Genomic DNA, 17,551 nt, shown 5'->3' with positions numbered 1-17,551 from the left:
AAATCTCCCACGGATCTGTACTGCGTCAACAGTCAGAATCGGGCTTTGTCCCTCCTCCTCCCTTCAAGTCCCAGCATACAAGCGGGCTTGCTCGCTCCCACATTGGATCAGTGGTGTTTGATCGTTCCCAGAACCCCTTCCCCGTGCATCTGCTGCAACAACGCCAACCCACTGTCTATGAATTCCGGCGATCCAACCATCCCCGCCTCCACCGCCAACCCTTCCAGCTGCGCCCGGCCATCGAGCTGAGTAAATTCCCCGATCCTCTGCAACAACCGCCATGCCAACGGGCTCAGTTCGGAGAAGCGCACATTCCAGTCCTCATCCCGACGAACCAACAGCAACGTCGGCTGAGCCGGCGGCGAGTCCGGCCGGTAATCCGGCCCCACCAACTGCACCGGCCAGGCATACGCCAATGGCCAGGCCAGCGGCGAAACCTGCAACGGTCGATCCAGCAGCAACCCGGCATCGCTGGCCGGCAATGGCTCGGCGTCGGATTGTTGCAGCGCCATCTCGACCCACTCGTAATGCGCCAGCTCGACCATGAATGGCGGCCACGGTCCGTCGCTCAGCGCCAGCGGCTCAGAGGCCAGAAACTCGACAAACTCCTGGGCGATCTCGCCGAATTTTGGCGTGTGAGCGCGGTAGTCTCGCAGGAAGATCCGCACCAGAGAACGCCACTCACCGTCACCCAATATCTTCACCAGCACCAGAAAAGTCCCGCTGAGCAACGACGATAGATTCGAGAACACCAGGTCGCGATAAACCTGTGCCCGTGCCACGTCCATCCCGGCGGGCGGCGCACAGTGATCGGGGTCGCGCAGGTAATGAGTCAATGTGTCTTGCTGCTGATACAGCGTCGGCTTATCCACGGTTCACCCCTCACCTTGCAGGCGGCGAATGGTCTGTAATTCGCTCACCAATTCAGAGAACGCCGGAAAGTTGAAATCCCGTTCCAGCAGCGTCGGTTGCACACCGAACCGCGCATACGCCTCGGCCAGCAGCGACCAGACCACCGGTTTGACCGAGGCGCCATGGGTGTCGATCTTCAGCGTGTCGGACTCATCAAAGTGCCCCGCCACATGCATGGCGACCACCCTCCCCGCGTCGATGCCGGCCAGAAACGCCTGCGGATCGAAGCCGTGATTGATCGAGTTGACGTAGACATTGTTGACGTCCAGCAGCAGGTCGCAATCGGCTTCAAGCAACACCGCATTGGTGAAGGTCAGTTCGTCCATGTCCTGTTGTGGCGCGGCGTAGTAGGAGACGTTTTCCACCGCCAGGCGCCGACCGAGAATGTCCTGTGACTGACGGATTCGGGCGGCGACGTGGCGCACCGCTTCTTCGGTAAACGGCAACGGCAGCAGATCGTAAAGATGCCCGTCATCGCTGCAGTAGCTCAGGTGCTCGCTGTACAGCGGCACTTTGTAGTGATCGAGGAAAACCCGCACTTGCTGCAGAAACCCGACGTCCAGCGGTGCCGGCCCGCCCAACGACAAGGACAAGCCGTGACAGGACAACGGATAGCGCTCGGCCAAGGCGCGAAACGCCGCGCCATGAGCGCCACCGATGCCGATCCAGTTTTCCGGCGCGACTTCCAGAAAGTCGAAAGCGCCCACCGGGGCCGCTTGAAGGTCTGTCATCAAACCGCGGCGCAAGCCTAGCCCGACGCTCGTCTTCGCTGATGTGAGGGGGGTCTGCATGGTGTCGATCTCATCCTGGGATCCGGTCTCCAGCGTCTGAAAAGTCAGTGCTGGCCGGCAGGCCCAGTCAAGCGCCGCGGTGTGTCGGATGTGTGTTCACCAACGCCGTTCTTCTCAGGCCACTGTATCGGACAGGCAGTCAGATACAGTGGGATACACGAACTAGACTTATCGATTACCCCCGCGGGGGGCCAGGACGCCGTTATCGTCCTGTTCATTCCCACGATCACCGCCCAAAGGTGCATGCCTCGACAAACAATGCCTCTGGACCCTGATCCTGCTGAAGGAGCACACATGATGGACGAGGCCAGACTCAACGATTTCATGGGCAAACTGGTGAACGACATGGGTGGCGCGGCGATGCTCGCCAACGTCATCCTCGGCGAAGAGCTCGGCCTGTACCGGGCCATGGCCGACAGTCAGCCAGTCACCCCCGAAGCACTCGCCGAAAAGACCGGCTGCAACACCCGCCTGCTGCGTGAATGGCTCAGCGCCCACGCCGCCTCCGGTTACATGGAACACCGCGACGGCCAGTTCCGCCTGCCCGAAGAGCAAGCCCTGGCGCTGGCGATCGAAGATTCACCGGTCTATGTGGCCGGCGGTATCGGCGTGGTTGCATCGTTTTTCCATGACAAGGACAAACTGGTCAATGCCATGCGCGGTAACGGCGCCCTGCCTTGGGGCGACCACCATCCGTGCATGTTCAGCGGCACCGAACGGTTTTTCCGCCCAGGGTACAAGGCGCACTTGGTCAGCGAATGGCTGCCGGCCCTTGATGGAGTGGTCGCCAAACTGGAGGCCGGCGCCAAGGTAGCGGACATCGGCTGCGGCCACGGCGCCTCGACCGTGATCATGGCCCAGGCGTTTCCGAATTCACGGTTCGTCGGCTTCGATTACCACGCGCCTTCGGTCACCGTCGCCACCCAGCGCGCCGAAGAAGGTGGCGTGTCCGGCCGGGCGCGGTTCTTCCAGGGCACCGCCAAAAGCTATCCGGGCGACGACTATGACCTGGTCTGCTACTTCGACTGCCTGCACGATATGGGTGACCCGGTCGGCGCCGCAAAGCATGCCTATGAATCGCTCAAACCCGACGGCTCGGTGCTGCTGGTAGAGCCTTTCGCCAACGACACGCTCGATGCCAACACCACTCCGGTGGGACGACTGTTCTACGCCGCCTCGACCTTTATCTGCACACCCAACTCACTGTCCCAGGAAGTCGGCCTCGGGCTCGGTGCCCAAGCGGGTGAGGCACGGTTGCGCAAGGTCTTCACCGAAGCGGGGTTCACGCAGTTCCGGCGGGCCACCGAAACGCCGTTCAACCTGATTCTGGAGGCGCGTAAATAAGGGCAGGCCACCTGCCCGGGTGATCCGTCAGCAACTGGCGGAACCCAATTCCTGTGGGAGCGAGCCTGCTCGCGATGGCGGTGTGCAGGCAGTATCCATGTTGAATGTGCCGTCCCCTTCGCGAGCAGGCTCGCTCCCACAGGGGACGGTGATCATCACGCGGAGAGGCGCTCGCCAAGGTTTTCAGCCTTGAGAATATCGAACAACGCCTGCGCCGCCGCCGACAGTTCATGCCCTGTCGTCAGCACCCCGATCGCCCGTTCCACCACCGGGTCACGCAGGGTTATGCAACGGGCGCCCAGCTCGCGCATCTGCCCGGCGCACAAGGCCGGCACCGCACTGACGCCCAATCCGCTGGCCACCATCCGCCCGACCGTTGCCAACTGATGGCTTTCAAATTCCACCGGCAACTTCATGCCCCGTGCCTGCAAGTGCTCTTCGAGCATCACCCGTACCGTCGATGGTCGCTGCAAGGTAATGAACGGCTCCTTGAGCAACGTCTGCCAATCGATGTCCGCCAGCTCCGCCAGCGGTGAATCGAGGGGCACCACCGCCACAAACCGGTCGATGTACAACGGGGTAAATTCCAGCGACGAGCTCTGGGTCGGTTCAAACGCCACGCCCAATTCCACCTGACGGTCGCGAACCATTTCCAGCACCTGCTCGTTGATCACGTCATTCACCGTGACATTGACCTTGGGATAACGCGCGCGAAAGGTCTTGAGGATCGGCGGCAACAGGTTGCCAGCAAACGACGGCATCGCCGCCAGGGTCACGCGACCGCGCTGGAGGGTGAAGCGTTGACGTAGTTCATCCTCGGCGTTGTCCCAGTCCGCGATCAATCGACGGGCCAGTGGCAGCAGCGATTCGCCTTCGGCGGTCAGTGCGACGTTGCGGGTATTGCGCGTGAACAGGCGCCCGCCCAAACCCTCCTCCAGCGCCTTGATGGTCAGGCTCAACGCCGACTGGGACAGGTGCAGCCGCTCGCACGCCACGGCAAAACTCAAACTCTGGGCCACGGCCAGGAATGCGCGAATCTGTTTAACGGTCATGGCCACGGTCTCCAACGGTAAGCACATCCAATGCAGGAGCTGCCGAAGGCGGCGATCTTTTGATCTTCAGCACCTTCAAGGGCGCCGAAAATCAAAAGATCGCAGCCTGCGGCAGCTCCTGCCTATTAGTGAGTTTTATCTATCAATCAACCCTAAAAATCAACTTAACAAATAAATCATCCAGCGAGACACTCCCTCCCCATCCGGCTAGCCAGCCGCCCACAAAGAATAAAAGAGGTGCATATGGCAGGGTTCGACAAGCGCGTGTATTCCTACGAGGAAGCGATGGCAGGTCTTGAAGACGGCATGACCGTGATCTCCGGCGGCTTCGGCCTGTGCGGGATTCCGGAAAACCTCATCGCCGAGATCCAGCACCGCGGCACGCGTGATCTCACCGTGGTCTCCAACAACTGCGGCGTCGACGGTTTCGGCCTCGGCGTGCTGCTGGTAGACCGGCAGATCCGCAAGGTGGTGGCCTCCTACGTCGGTGAAAACGCGCTGTTCGAGAAGCAACTGCTGAGCGGCGAAATCGAAGTTGTCCTGACCCCTCAAGGCACCCTCGCCGAGAAAATGCGCGCAGGCGGTGCCGGCATCCCGGCGTTCTTCACCGCCACTGGCGTCGGCACTCCGGTGGCCGACGGCAAGGAAGTCCGCGAATTCAAGGGCCGCCAGTACCTGATGGAAGAATCCATCACCGGTGACTTCGCCATCGTCAAAGGCTGGAAAGCCGACCATTTCGGTAACGTGGTCTATCGCCACACCGCCCAGAACTTCAACCCGCTGGCCGCCACCGCCGGCAAGATCACCGTGGTCGAAGTCGAAGAAATCGTCGAACCCGGCGAGCTGGACCCGTCGCAGATCCACACCCCTGGCATCTACGTCGACCGGGTCATTTGCGGCACGTTCGAGAAGCGCATCGAACAGCGCACCGTGCGTAAGTGATCCCCTGCCCCCGGACCGAATGAAGGAATAACAACAATGGCACTTTCCCGCGAACAAATGGCTCAACGCGTCGCCCGCGAAATGCAGGACGGCTACTACGTGAACCTCGGTATCGGCATCCCGACCCTGGTCGCCAACTACATCCCTGAAGGCATGGAAGTCATGCTGCAATCGGAAAACGGCCTGCTCGGCATGGGCGCCTTTCCGACCGATGCCGAAGTCGACGCCGACATGATCAACGCCGGCAAGCAAACCGTGACCGCGCGCATCGGCGCATCGATTTTCTCGTCCGCCGAATCCTTCGCGATGATCCGCGGCGGCCACATCGACCTGACCGTGCTGGGCGCGTTCGAAGTCGACGTCGAAGGCAACATCGCCTCCTGGATGATCCCCGGCAAACTGGTCAAGGGCATGGGCGGCGCGATGGACCTGGTGGCCGGTGCGGACAACATCATTGTCACCATGACCCACGCCTCCAAGGACGGCGAGTCGAAACTGCTGTCGCGTTGCAGCCTGCCGCTGACCGGCGCCGGTTGCATCAAACGCGTGCTGACCGACCTGGCCTATCTGGAAATCAAGGACGGTGTATTCATTCTCAAAGAGCGCGCGCCGGGCGTCAGCGTCGAGGAAATCGTCGCCAAGACCGCTGGTAAACTGATCGTGCCTGACCACGTCCCGGAAATGCAGTTCGCTGCCCAGTGAGGAATTTTTCCATGCAAGAAGTCGTGATTGTTGCCGCCACTCGCACTGCCATCGGCAGCTTCCAGGGTTCGCTGGCGAATGTGTCCGCGGTTGATCTCGGTGCTGCGGTAATCCGCCAGTTGCTGGCGCAAACCAGTCTGGACCCGGCGCAAGTCGATGAAGTGATCATGGGCCAGGTATTGACCGCCGGCGCCGGCCAGAACCCTGCGCGTCAGGCCGCGATCAAGGCCGGCCTGCCCTTCGCCGTGCCGGCCATGACCCTGAACAAAGTCTGCGGCTCGGGCCTGAAAGCGCTGCATCTGGCGGCTCAGGCGATTCGCTGCGGCGATGCCGATGTGATCATCGCCGGTGGCCAGGAAAACATGAGCCTGGCCAATTACGTCATGCCGGGCGCCCGCACCGGTTTGCGTATGGGTCACAGCCAGATCGTCGACACGATGATCAGCGACGGTTTGTGGGATGCGTTCAACGATTACCACATGGGCATCACCGCCGAGAATCTGGCCGAGAAGTACAACCTGACCCGCGAGCAACAGGACGCCTTCGCTGCCGCCTCGCAGCAGAAAGCCGTGGCCGCCATCGAGGCCGGGCGGTTTGCCGATGAGATCACGCCGATCCTGATCCCCCAGCGCAAGGGCGACCCGCTGTCCTTCGCCACCGATGAACAGCCTCGGGCCGGCACCACCGCCGACTCCCTGGGCAAACTGAAAGCGGCCTTCAAGAAGGACGGCTCGGTGACGGCCGGTAACGCTTCTTCGCTGAACGACGGCGCCGCGGCGGTGATTCTGATGAGTGCGGAAAAAGCCAAGGCCCTCGGGCTGCCAGTGCTGGCGAAAATCGCCGCTTATGCCAACGCGGGCGTCGACCCGGCGATCATGGGCATCGGCCCGGTGTCGGCCACTCGCCGTTGCCTGGACAAGGCGGGTTGGTCCATCGGTCAACTGGACCTGGTCGAAGCCAACGAAGCCTTCGCCGCGCAATCTCTGGCCGTGGCCAAAGACCTGGAATGGGACCTGAACAAGGTCAACGTCAACGGCGGCGCGATTGCCTTGGGCCACCCGATCGGTGCGTCAGGTTGCCGGGTGCTGGTGACCCTGCTGCATGAAATGATCAAGCGTGATGCCAAAAAAGGCCTGGCCACCCTGTGCATCGGTGGTGGTCAGGGCGTGGCATTGGCGATCGAACGGGCGTAATCCTTTTTAGCTACACCCAATACCCTGTGGCGAGGGAGCTTGCTCCCGCTGGGCTGCGTAGCGGCCCCAAAACCCTGCGTATAAGCGGAGATTTTGTGAGTGCTACGCACTCAAGCGGGAGCAAGCTCCCTCGCCACAAATCGTTTTTTTTGTCTGGCCCTCAGGCAAATTTCACAAGGTTCAAGACTGGCAAAGGTCCGCCCGGAAACTGCACCAGCCGCGCCCCGACACTCAGTTCGCCCAGATCGATTCCAAAGAACCCCAACCGCTCGATCAACGCAGCCACCTGTGCCTTGGCCTCGGCATCGTCACCAGAGAGAAAAAGCACCCTCCGACCGCCCTCCGCTTTCGGATCGCTCTCAAGCAGATGCGCCTGTAGGTGATTGAACGCTTTGACGACCCGCGCACCGGGCACCCATTCGGCAAACACTTCGCTGGACGGACGTCCCTGCAAATCCACCGCTTTGAACGATGGCGCCTCAATCGAATTGTTCGCATCGATCACAATCCGCCCGCCGAAATCTGGCAGCCCGGCCAGTGCCGTCGGTAACTTCGACCAATTCACCGCCACCAAAACAATCGGCTGTGCAGCCGCTTCTTCACGGGTGCCGGCCCGCGCTGTCGGCCCGAGTTCTGCTACCAGTGCGGCCAGGGTTTGCGGGCCACGGCTGTTGGCGATGACGACTTCGATACCCTGACGGGACAGTGCTTTGGCGAAGGCTGTGCCGATGGCGCCAGCGCCGATGATTCCGATTGTGCTCATGGTGTTCACTCCGTGGTGGGTTGATGGAGTGAATACTGCGCTTGCCATTACGACTTGATTAGACGGTAATAACTTGAATTATCTTCAAGCATTACTATCAGGTGTCTGAGATGGAAACCCTCGCCAACCTCGAATCTTTCGTGCGCAGCGCCGAAACCGGCAGCTTCTCCGCCGCCGCGCGGCTGCTCGCACTGACACCCGCCGCTGTCAGCCGCAACGTGGCGATGCTCGAACGCAACATCGGTGTGCGGCTATTCCAGCGCTCGACCCGCAAGTTGTCACTGACTGAAGCCGGGGAGCGTTTTCTGGCGAGTATCAGCGGCAATCTGCACGGGTTGCAGGCGGCGATCAGTGCGGTGAGCAGTGACCAAGGCGAGCCGGCGGGCGTACTCAAAGTCAGCCTGGCGCCGACTTTTGGCATCGGCCATGTGTTGCCGTTGTTACCGGATTTTCTGGCGCGTTACCCGCTGATTCGCCCCGAGTGGCACTTCGAAAACCGCCAGGTGGACCTGATTGCCGAAGGCTACGACGCGGCCATCGGTGGTGGTTTCGAATTGACGCCTGGGGTCATCTCGCGGACGTTGGCGGCGGCGCATGTGGTGGCAGTGGCCTCACCGGCGTACATGGCCGGACGCACATCGCCCGACAGCCCGGCGGATCTGGCTCGATACAACGGGATTGTGATGCGCGGCGTGCGCACCGGGCGGCTGCGTCATTGGGTCATGCAGGATGGCACGGGCAATGAAGCAAGCGCCGAGCTGAGTGAAAACATCGTGCTCAATGACCCGGCCGCCATGCGCGAAGCGGCCCTGCTCGGCCTCGGTGTGACATTGCTGGTGTTGCCGGATGTCGCCGCTAATATTGAGCGTGGCGAACTGGTGCGCTTGCTACCGGATTGGCATGCCGACGCAGGACCGATCTCGTTGTATTACCCGAGCCGCACGTTGATGCCGGCCAAGACCCGGGTGTTTATCGATTATCTGGTCGAGGTGTTTGGGCGGGAGACCGCGTAATCGTTCTTCGCGAGCAAGCCCGCTCCCACAGTTGATCGAGGTTGATCACAAATTTTGTGATCGGCACAGTTCCAATGTGGGAGCGGGCTTGCTCGCGAAGAGGCCCGGGCAGACAAGACACCTCCCGACTCAGAAACCGTCCTGAGCAATCCATCGCCCGCAATGCTAACGTGGCCGGCTCACACCGAATGGAGACGCGTGGGTGCTGATGCTCAAACTGCTGGTGATTCCGGGATTTCTGTTAATGATTTCCTTGGCTGGAAAACGCTGGGGCCCAAGTGTGGCCGGTTGGCTGTCGGGGTTGCCAGTGGTGGTGGGGCCGATTCTGTTCTTCCTCGCCATTGAGCAGGGCCAGCTGTTCGCTGCTCAGGCGGCGACGGCAGCGCTGTCGGCAATGTTCGCGATGATTGCTTTCTGCGTGACCTACGCTCAGGTTGCACAACGCTTGAGCTGGCCGTGGACGCTGACGATTTCGCTGCTGGTCTGGGCCTTGGCGGCTATTGTGCTGTCGCTGATTCCGCCGTCTCTGGTGTTCTCGGTAATCGCGGCCGCCACCGCATTACTGGCCGCTCCGTACCTGTTTCCCTCGGTGCAACCTATCGTTTCAGACCCGACGCCGAAGTCCGACAAACTGCTGCTGCGCATGATGGCCGGCGCCCTGCTCACATTGGCTGTGACGTTGCTGGCCAGCACCGTCGGCGAACGCTGGAGCGGGTTGCTCGCGGTATTCCCGGTGCTGGGCAGTGTGATGGCGGTGTTTTCCCAGCAAACTCGCGGGCCGGCGTTTACCGCGGCGTTGCTCAGGGCAACGGCGACCGGGATGTATTCGTTTGCGGCGTTTTGTCTGGTGCTGGCGCTTGCGCTACCGCAGTTTGGGTGGCAGGGGTTTGTTTTGGGCGTGGGAGTATCGATGGGAATGTTGTTGATCACGAAACGCTTGCTTTTGCGATCTGGAAACAATGCACCAGGAACACGAAAGCTGCGCAAGATGAATGGATAGCCTTGGCTTTTCAGCGGTTAGACATCACGCCGGCAAAAACCGCAGGCATTACGGCATGATGCGTCCCGTCCTTTCCCCATGAAGAGGCCGTTTTTCTTGAACGATTGCGAGGGTGGCACAGAGTTCGGTGGCTCAGGCATGATGCGAACTTCAGCCAACGGAGAGGCGTAATGAGCAGCAACGATAGCCCATCGGTTTCACTGGCCCTGCGTTCGTATTCGGGTCAGGTCGAGCTGCATGATCACGACTTCCATCAAGTCGTGCTACCGCAGTCCGGCGCCATGGACATCGAGGTTGACGGCCAGGGCGGCAAAGTCGACTGGAGCCAGGGAGTGGTGATTCCCGCCGGTGCGCGTCATGCGTTTCTGGCGCAGAAGGCTAATACCTTTTTGGTGCTCGACGTGCCAGCGGCGCCTTTCGGCGGGCAGCAGAATATCGATTTGTCGAGCAGACTGCTGGTCGACAAACTCTTCTTCCCGGTGCGCCCGGAAATCCGCCATTTGCTCGATTACGCCGCCCGCAGCGCGCCGATGCTGATCAGCTCGCCTCAGGTGGCCGAATCCTGGAGCACGTTGCTGTTGTCCTCTCTGACGCTGCCCTCCAGAAACATCCCCGATCACAGCCAGTTCTCGCTCGCCCGGGCCCTGGCCTGTATCGAAAGCAACCTGGACAGCGCGCTCACCGCCACGGACATCGCGCGGGTGGCCGGAACCAGCGAACGGCGCCTCTACGTGTTGTTCGATCAGCACTTGAAGACCACACCTTTCGCGCACATTGCGAGCTTGCGCCTGAACAGAGCCATCGAGCTGCTTTGCGAGACCGCGCTGTCGATCACCGAAATCGCTCATCGGGTCGGCTATGCCGATCAGAGTGCCCTCACCCATGCGCTGAAAAAGCACCGTGACCTCACCCCGGCCGCCGTCCGCAGAAGTTCACGCTTGGCGTGAATCCGGCAGGCCTGAACAAATCTTCAGCAGTTTCCGTCAATACCCTCCCCACCAGACCTTTCTATCATCGCCTCACTGACATGAAGAATCAGACGAGGCACAGATGAGCGAAGCGACGCAGACAACCAAAACACTTGGGTCCGCCAAGACCGCGACATCCGCCACTGCCGTCGGTGTGATCGCAGTGTTTCTATGGTCCTGCCTGGCGTTATTGACCACCCTTACTGAAGGCATTCCCCCCTTTCAGTTGCTGACCCTGAGCTTCGGCGTCGCGTTTGTGGCGAGTCTGTGCATTCTCGGGCGACGCGGTGTGGCAGGGTTTCGCAGCTGGAACCAGCCCTGGTCGGTCTGGGCGGTCGGTTTTCTCGGGATCTTCGCCTACCACGCGCTGTATTTTTTCGCCCTCAAAGCCGCTCCAGCCGCCGAGGCCAGCCTGATCGCCTACTTGTGGCCGCTGCTGATTGTGCTGCTCTCGGCCTTCACCGCCGGTGAACAGCTACGCAAACGCCAACTGCTCGGTGCGCTGCTGGGGCTGGCCGGGACCGCATTCATCATGCAGCAGCGTGCTTCGGCGGAAGTCGCCGACATGCCGGTGGCCGGCTACCTGGCCGCGTTCGCCTGCGCGTTGGTCTGGTCGTCCTACTCGGTCATCAACCGGCGCTTCAACGAAGTGCCAAGCAGCATCATCGGCGGCATCTGCGGCCTGGTCGCGGTGGCAGGTCTGGTCTGTCATCTGGCGTTTGAGACCTCGGTCACCCCCGACTCCGGCCAATGGGCGGCCATCGTCGGCCTCGGCCTGGGGCCAGTGGGGCTGGCGTTTTTTGCCTGGGATCACGCGACCAAGCACGGCAGCCTGTCGATGCTCGGCGCACTGTCGTACCTCGCGCCACTGATCTCGACCCTGCTGTTGGTGGCCATCGGGCAAAGCCATGCCAGCCCGTTCCTGATTATTCCCGCCCTGCTGATTATCGTCGGCGCCGTTATCGCAACCTCGCGAACAGGTCAGCCCAAAGCCTGACATCAATGTTGTAAAGGAGCTGTGGAGATGGACCTGATTGCCTCTGAAGGAACAGTAAGGATTGAACGCGACCTGCCACGTTTTAGCGTGGCCCCCAATCGACCTGCACTCCAGCACCTGGGGCTGCCTTCACTGAAATCGAGCCGCAGCGGCATTCGCCGTCGTGCCAACGGCGAAGCCCCGCGAGTGCTGCTATTCGTGCCACCCTACACACGGTTGATCGAACCGGTGCCGCTGGGCAGCGCGTTTGCCGATATCGGCATCGACACGTTCGAAGTCATGAAGCGCGCGGGTACGCCCATCGGCCTGTTGCGCATCGCCACGGTGGCCAGGCGTGCCGGTTACGACGTGCAAATTGTCGATGCGCCGTTCGCCGGCTGGTCTCAGGAACAGACACTGGTGGCAGTCGATCAGGGCCACTTGATCCGCTATGGCCTCACCGACGCGCAGATGCGCAAGATCATCGAAGACGCCCAGCCGGACATCGTCGGCATCCAGTGCAACTACACCGTGCAGTGGGGCAACGCACGGGCGCTGGCCGATCTGGTGAAATCCATCGACCCCGACTTGCTGCTGGTCACCGGTGGCGCGCATTCGAGCGGCGACTGGCAGAACGTCTTGCTCGACTCGCCCTTCGATTTCACGCTGATCAACGAAGCCGATCGTGCCTTCACCCTGTTGCTCGACGCCCTCACCCATGACGCCGGCAATGTTGACGCGGTACCGGGTATTGCCTACCGCAACTACAGCGGCCAGTTGGTTCGCCCGACACGCAAATCCAGCTACTTGAGCATTGTCCCGGCCCGGCAGGATCTGGAAGAGCGTCTGGGCGTGATGCCGCTGCCGGACTTCAGTTTCCTCGATATGAACAACTATCTGCAGCCTTATCACTCCTCCGGGGCCAGGGTGCGCAAGAACGGGGCCTGGGCACAGATCTTTTCCACCATCGGCTGCAACGTCAATTGCAACTTTTGCTACATCCCCAAGATCAACGGCCCCTGGCGGGCACTTGGGCTGGACTGGTTTGACCTGCACCTGGCCGACCTGGTCAAACAGGGCGTGACTGAAGTGCTGATCGAAGACGATCACCTGATGCACGACCCGCTGTACGCCATGGAAGTCGGCAAATTATTGAAGAAACACAACCTGCCCTGGGTCGAGGAAGGTGGTCTGAGCTTGTTCAATCTGGTGCTGTTGCACAAGGGCGAGCAATTTCTGGCCGAACTCGACGAACAGGAACTCAAAAGCCCCCATTACCGCAATGTCATCGCGGCCATTCGCGGCGGGCTAACGGCAAAGGCATTCATCCGGTCAATCGCCGAGAACGGCTGCTACAACATTTATCTGGCAGTGGAGAGTGCCAACGAAGAAAGCCTGGTGAACTCCAACAAGTCACGCTTCAACGCCATCCAGCAGGCAACCTTCGAAATCATTCAGATGTTTACCGAATGCGGGATTCAGGTCACCGGTGGGTTCATGCTCGGTTTCGTCAACCCGCCTGCTTCGGCCGGTGAGCAACCGTTCATTGAAAGCCTGGGGCAGATCAGTAATACCATCGACTACGCCGTCAACCTGATGGGCGCAGGTATGGCTTATGCCAATCCCTTTATCGTCACGCCGATTCCGGGCACTGAAATGTGGGAATACCAGCAGCAATACGTAGTCCGCCACTACGACAACGGCTGGTCTCATGAAAAAGCCACCATGGCCACGGAGAAGTGGAGCGCCGAAGACATCGAAAAAGCCCGCATGGAACTGCTGGTGCGCGCCAACGGTGCCGATCGGGTCAGGGAGATGGTGCGGCGTGGGACGTGGCCGGTGGATGCTTGAGAGAGCGCTTGCCCCCTCGCCACAACCAACTCATTCGCCAGTACTGCGTAACCAGTCAGCACATTCGCGCTGGAGTGCTTCCTGACCTCCATGGGATGATCGCCGTCAAAGCGCGGATCATCCCATGGAGAGTTTGAATGTCATTGTTGAGTAAAAAAGCCGTTGTTCTGCTGCTCATGGCGGCTACCAGCCTGGGTGCCTTGAATGCGCAGGCGGCCAAGGCCACTGCTGGCGACAAAGCGCCGGCCCAGAAGGTCTCGATGCTCGGCGGCAAGTTCACCTTCACCCTGCCCAAGGGTTTCATCGCCAACCCGCTGCCAGCCGGCGATGCGGCCACCGGCACTGCTGGGGCGACGGGTACGATGTACACCAACCAGGCCACCAAAACCGTGGTGATCGCCGCTGAAAACACCATCCCCGGCGGCGTCAACGTCAAGGACAACGACGGTGAATTCCTCGACAACGCCGTGTCCGCGTTCGCCACCGAGCAACGCAACGCCTTGCCGGATTTCAACAAAACCAGCGAAAAAAGCCTGACTCAGAAAGGCACGGGCCTGGGCCTTCGGCAGATCGACAGCACCGCCACCCAGGGCGGCGGCATGACGCTGGACAGCACGTTGATGGCTGCTTCCGGCACGCGCATGGCCATCGTTCAGATCATTTCCCGCCCCAACGACAAAACCGGCCACGAAACGCTGGTGAAACAAATCGTCAGCGGCAAATAAACCCGACCGATTCAGGGATTGAGGCGCTGCAACCAGGCGCTCAAATCCTGCATCTCGGTGGCGCTGATGCTGTGACCGACACCCGGATAAGCATGAAACTCGGGCTTGAGTGACAGGCGCTGCAACAGGCTGTCGGCCTCTGTACCGTCGTTATAGGGCAGGAGTGTGTCGGCGGTGCCATGACCAATGAAAATTGCCAGTTGCTGGCGTTTTTCATCCGGTTTGAGCTCGGACTTGAGTACCGGCAGAATTCGCCCGCTCAGTGCCGCAATTCCACCCACTGCGTCGGGATGACGCAACGCGACCTCGTAGGACATCATCGCGCCCTGGCTGAAACCCACCAGGAATACCTTGTCCGCTTCGGTGTGATATTTCTTCGCCGCTTGTGCGACAAAATCCCTCAACACCTGGCCGCTGGCCTTCAGGTCGGCCGTCTCACCGTCATAGGCGCCCTCGCCCTTCTGGCGAAACCACTGGTAACTGCCCTCCTCCAACGTCATCGGCGCCCGCACCGACAGGTAGTTGTACTGGGGCGGCAATTGATCCTTGATGTCGAACAGGTCCTGCTCGTTACTGCCGTAACCGTGCAGGAAAATCACCAGAGGCTGGTTGCGGGATTCAGCATGGGCCTGCTCCAGGTACTTGAGCGGCAGATCGGTGTGCAGCGGGGTTTGAGCGTGGACGGCGGTGGACGCCAGGAGCGTGAGCAGAGCGAGTAACTTCAACATAAACCTTCCTTCACAGCGCGCAGGATTCGGGGCAAAGCCTAACACTGTGAAGCATGCTCGGGCATTTCAGGTGTTGCTGAAGTCGCCATCGCGAGCAGGCTCGCTCCCACAGGTTTCTCATCTCAATAGTGAGAGCATAAAAAAAGTGGCCACCGCGTCAACAGTGGCCACTTTTTCTACGGCGTATTAATGGCCGTAAACATCAAAATTGAAGTACTTGTCCTGCACTTGCTTGTACTTGCCGTTGGCGCGGATTTCGGTGATAGCGGTGTTGAATTTGTCCGCCAGCTCTTTATCACCCTTGCGCACGGCGATGCCGGCACCGCCGCCGAAGTACTTGGCGTCTTCATAGGTCGGGCCTACGAAGGCGAAGCCTTTACCGGCGTCGGTTTTCAGGAAACCGTCGTCCAGGTTGACCGAGTCGGCCAGCATCGCGTCGAGGCGACCGGCGACCATGTCCAGGTTGGCTTCCTGCTGGGAACCGTAACGCACCAGGTTGATGCCGGCCGGCACCAGCACTTCCGTGGCGAAACGGTCGTGGGTGCTGGCGCGCAACACACCGACTTTCTTGCCTTTGAGCTCGGTCAGCGGATCCTTGACGTCGATGCCTTCCTTCATCACGAAGCGCGCCGGGGTGTGGTAGTACTTGATGGTGAAATCGACGTTCTTCTTGCGATCGTCGGTGATGGTCATGGACGACAGGATCGCGTCGATTTTCTTGACCTTCAGGGCCGGGATCAAACCATCGAACTCTTGCTCGACCCAGGTGCACTTCACTTTCATCTGCTCACACAACGCATCGCCGATGTCCACGTCGAAACCGGTGAGTTTGCCGTCCGGGGTTTTCATCGAGAATGGCGGGTAGCCGGCTTCGATACCGAGGCGAATCGGCTTGGCGTCATCGGCCATGGCGGTCAGGGACAACATCGACAGTGCCAGGGCACCGAACATCACTCGCTTCTTCATTTATAACTCCTGTGTGCGGAGACTTTTATTTGGCAGCTTTCGGTTAGTGAAGACCGAAGTGGCCGGCAGTCTAGAGCGGCTTCAGGAGGGCAGATTGTGTTCAAGCGACAAATACTTACAGAAAAACAGCCGAGGGATTCAAGGTACTTGAAACGTGCGCCACGGTGGTGCAAAGGCTGTAGGACAATCCTTTGCTTCAGACAAAACCTACGCGGTTTCGGGTGTGCTCCGACCGAACAGTCGCACTGGCGATGAAGCTTTTTTTGCCGCACATTGACCCCGCCAACCCATCCCCGGAAGAGAAGCGTGATGACCACGTTGAACCTGATCCAGCATCATCCCGCCGAAGGTCCTGGCGCCATTGCCGAATGGGCCCGGGCCCGTGGCATTACGCTGAACGTGTTTCGCGCCGACCTCAGCCAGTTGCCGCCGGTGAGCGCGGCCCCCGCGATTCTGTTGGGTGGGCCTTATGAATCCAACGCCGGGCCGACGTGGCTGGAAGCGGAGCGTCAGTGGCTGGCGGGGAGTCTGGCTCAGGGCGCGGCGGTGTTTGCGATTTGTCTGGGCGCGCAATTGCTGGCGTTGAGCCTGGGTGGGGATGTGCGGCGCATGGCTCGCCCCGAAACTGGCTGGACGACTGTGACCTTTGCGGATGGCCAGACGCTGAAGGTGCTGGAATGGCACGAAGATGCGATTGATCCACCGGCGGATGCGCAATTGCTGGCCAGCAGTGACGTGTGTGAGCAGCAGATGTACCGCGTCGGGGCGACTCGGGTGGGGTTGCAGTTCCACCCGGAGTGGAATGCCGAATCGGTGGCAATTCTCAATGAGTACTTTGCCGAAGAGTCGCCGTTGCCACGGGGGCCACAGGACAGCGCCGCCTATGCAGCCGTGTTTGGCTGGTTGCAGGTGACGCTGGATGAGTGGTGGGCGGCTTCATCAGCTAATCGCTGAATCTGAGAATTGATGAGCTTTTGTGGCGAGGGGGCTTGTCGGAACGCCGCATCGCCCCGTTCGGCTGCGAAGCAGTCGTAAAACCGGTTAATGCGGTGTGCCCGACAAAATGAGGTGGCAGGGTTTGGGGCCGCTTCGCGACCCAACGGGGGCAAGCCCCCTCGCCACAGTTGATCACCCGCGCCTGAATGTCAGCATTCGCAACCAATGACCGCCGTTGTGGTGCGTGCAACCGCAACACTCAATTCAAACCCTTCATCCAGCCACCCGGTCACCCCGCCGATCATCTCCTTGACCGGGTAACCCAGCGCCGCCAGTTTCACCGCGGCCTTGTTGGCGCCGTTGCAGTGGGGCCCTGCGCAATAAACCACAAACAGCGTGGATTTCGAATAAGCCGCCAAACCGTCAGCCGTGATCAGCCGTCCCGGGATGTTGATCGAGCCTGGCACATGTCCGCGTTCGAACGCCAACGGTCCGCGCACGTCGACCAGGACAAAATCCACCTCGCCGGCCTGTTGGCTGCCAAAGACGTCGGAACAATCGGTCTCGAAGGTCAGACGGTTGCTGAAATGCATCAGGGCGATGGCAGATGGGGCGGCGGGAATTTCGCGAACCAGGCTGGGCATGGGCTGTACTCCAAAGTCTCGGTGGGTGTGGGAAGACTTTATCTG

Annotated in this window: 18 protein-coding genes; 11 read left to right on the top strand and 7 right to left on the bottom strand. The window is 60.5% G+C overall.

Annotated elements, in window-relative coordinates; all coding sequences use genetic code 11:
- Nucleotides 1–107 precede the first annotated feature (107 nt).
- Both ACZ9IM_RS13870 and ACZ9IM_RS13865 read right to left on the bottom strand, forming a co-directional pair.
- Nucleotides 108–872, bottom strand: a complete 765-nt coding sequence (locus ACZ9IM_RS13870) for an HvfC family RiPP maturation protein (protein ID WP_476224237.1) — start codon at nt 870–872, stop codon at nt 108–110.
- Between the two features lie 3 nt (nt 873–875).
- Nucleotides 876–1,703 (bottom strand): HvfB family MNIO-type RiPP peptide maturase, encoded by an 828-nt coding sequence (locus ACZ9IM_RS13865; protein ID WP_476224236.1) that lies wholly within the window; start codon nt 1,701–1,703, stop codon nt 876–878.
- 297 nt (nt 1,704–2,000) lie between these two features.
- On the opposite strand from ACZ9IM_RS13865, the gene ACZ9IM_RS13860 reads away from it, so the two are divergent.
- Complete coding sequence (locus tag ACZ9IM_RS13860) at nt 2,001–3,047, top strand: class I SAM-dependent methyltransferase (RefSeq protein WP_032830528.1); 1,047 nt, start codon at nt 2,001–2,003, stop codon at nt 3,045–3,047.
- Nucleotides 3,048–3,202: 155 nt separating this feature from the next.
- Here the strand turns inward: ACZ9IM_RS13860 and ACZ9IM_RS13855 are convergent, their stop codons facing one another.
- Complete coding sequence (locus ACZ9IM_RS13855) at nt 3,203–4,099, bottom strand: LysR family transcriptional regulator (RefSeq protein ID WP_427627664.1); 897 nt, start codon at nt 4,097–4,099, stop codon at nt 3,203–3,205.
- Nucleotides 4,100–4,342: 243 nt separating this feature from the next.
- Between ACZ9IM_RS13855 and ACZ9IM_RS13850 the strand changes: the two genes are divergently transcribed.
- Genes ACZ9IM_RS13850 through ACZ9IM_RS13840 form a run of 3 tightly spaced genes read left to right on the top strand, consistent with a single transcriptional unit; the run spans nt 4,343 to nt 6,936 of the window.
- Entirely contained in the window at nt 4,343–5,041 is a 699-nt protein-coding gene (locus ACZ9IM_RS13850) for a CoA transferase subunit A (RefSeq protein ID WP_007896014.1), read from the top strand.
- 36 nt (nt 5,042–5,077) lie between these two features.
- The gene (locus ACZ9IM_RS13845; protein ID WP_476224235.1) at nt 5,078–5,743 is read left to right on the top strand and encodes a CoA transferase subunit B; all 666 of its coding nucleotides are present in this window, start codon (nt 5,078–5,080) and stop codon (nt 5,741–5,743) included.
- A gap of 11 nt (nt 5,744–5,754) precedes the next feature.
- A complete protein-coding gene (locus ACZ9IM_RS13840; RefSeq protein WP_427627661.1) occupies nt 5,755–6,936 on the top strand; it encodes an acetyl-CoA C-acetyltransferase in 1,182 nt (393 codons plus the stop codon).
- 160 nt (nt 6,937–7,096) lie between these two features.
- Here the strand turns inward: ACZ9IM_RS13840 and ACZ9IM_RS13835 are convergent, their stop codons facing one another.
- On the bottom strand, nt 7,097–7,699 hold the full coding sequence (locus tag ACZ9IM_RS13835) for an NADPH-dependent F420 reductase (RefSeq protein WP_427627660.1): 603 nt from the start codon (nt 7,697–7,699) through the stop codon (nt 7,097–7,099).
- 110 nt (nt 7,700–7,809) lie between these two features.
- On the opposite strand from ACZ9IM_RS13835, the gene ACZ9IM_RS13830 reads away from it, so the two are divergent.
- From ACZ9IM_RS13830 to ACZ9IM_RS13805, 6 genes are all read left to right on the top strand, one after another.
- Nucleotides 7,810–8,712, top strand: coding sequence for a LysR substrate-binding domain-containing protein (locus tag ACZ9IM_RS13830; RefSeq protein WP_476224234.1), 903 nt, complete (start codon nt 7,810–7,812; stop codon nt 8,710–8,712).
- Nucleotides 8,713–8,914: 202 nt separating this feature from the next.
- Nucleotides 8,915–9,712 carry a hypothetical protein gene (locus tag ACZ9IM_RS13825; RefSeq protein ID WP_476224233.1) on the top strand — a complete coding sequence of 266 codons (798 nt, stop codon included), beginning with the start codon at nt 8,915–8,917 and terminating at the stop codon, nt 9,710–9,712.
- A gap of 170 nt (nt 9,713–9,882) precedes the next feature.
- Nucleotides 9,883–10,659 (top strand): helix-turn-helix domain-containing protein, encoded by a 777-nt coding sequence (locus tag ACZ9IM_RS13820; RefSeq protein WP_476224232.1) that lies wholly within the window; start codon nt 9,883–9,885, stop codon nt 10,657–10,659.
- A gap of 103 nt (nt 10,660–10,762) precedes the next feature.
- A complete protein-coding gene (gene yddG, locus ACZ9IM_RS13815) occupies nt 10,763–11,677 on the top strand; it encodes an aromatic amino acid exporter YddG (RefSeq protein ID WP_063340282.1) in 915 nt (304 codons plus the stop codon).
- Between the two features lie 27 nt (nt 11,678–11,704).
- Nucleotides 11,705–13,507, top strand: a complete 1,803-nt coding sequence (locus ACZ9IM_RS13810) for a B12-binding domain-containing radical SAM protein (RefSeq protein ID WP_008073242.1) — start codon at nt 11,705–11,707, stop codon at nt 13,505–13,507.
- Nucleotides 13,508–13,644: 137 nt separating this feature from the next.
- Nucleotides 13,645–14,232 (top strand): DcrB/PsbP domain-containing protein, encoded by a 588-nt coding sequence (locus ACZ9IM_RS13805; protein ID WP_476224231.1) that lies wholly within the window; start codon nt 13,645–13,647, stop codon nt 14,230–14,232.
- An 11-nt stretch (nt 14,233–14,243) separates the two neighbouring features.
- Here the strand turns inward: ACZ9IM_RS13805 and ACZ9IM_RS13800 are convergent, their stop codons facing one another.
- Both ACZ9IM_RS13800 and ACZ9IM_RS13795 read right to left on the bottom strand, forming a co-directional pair.
- On the bottom strand, nt 14,244–14,960 hold the full coding sequence (locus ACZ9IM_RS13800) for an alpha/beta hydrolase (protein ID WP_476224230.1): 717 nt from the start codon (nt 14,958–14,960) through the stop codon (nt 14,244–14,246).
- A 186-nt stretch (nt 14,961–15,146) separates the two neighbouring features.
- Nucleotides 15,147–15,926 (bottom strand): ABC transporter substrate-binding protein, encoded by a 780-nt coding sequence (locus ACZ9IM_RS13795; RefSeq protein ID WP_427627646.1) that lies wholly within the window; start codon nt 15,924–15,926, stop codon nt 15,147–15,149.
- Between the two features lie 309 nt (nt 15,927–16,235).
- Between ACZ9IM_RS13795 and ACZ9IM_RS13790 the strand changes: the two genes are divergently transcribed.
- The gene (locus ACZ9IM_RS13790; RefSeq protein WP_476224229.1) at nt 16,236–16,880 is read left to right on the top strand and encodes a type 1 glutamine amidotransferase; all 645 of its coding nucleotides are present in this window, start codon (nt 16,236–16,238) and stop codon (nt 16,878–16,880) included.
- Between the two features lie 191 nt (nt 16,881–17,071).
- Here ACZ9IM_RS13790 and ACZ9IM_RS13785 read toward each other — a convergent pair whose 3' ends face one another.
- The gene (locus tag ACZ9IM_RS13785; protein WP_476224228.1) at nt 17,072–17,506 is read right to left on the bottom strand and encodes a rhodanese-like domain-containing protein; all 435 of its coding nucleotides are present in this window, start codon (nt 17,504–17,506) and stop codon (nt 17,072–17,074) included.
- Nucleotides 17,507–17,551: the final 45 nt, after the last annotated feature.

It is taken from the genome of Pseudomonas sp. TE12508 (assembly GCF_056279485.1).
Note: the sequence above shows the minus strand (reverse complement) of the source record. Positions and strands in the feature narration are given on the sequence as shown.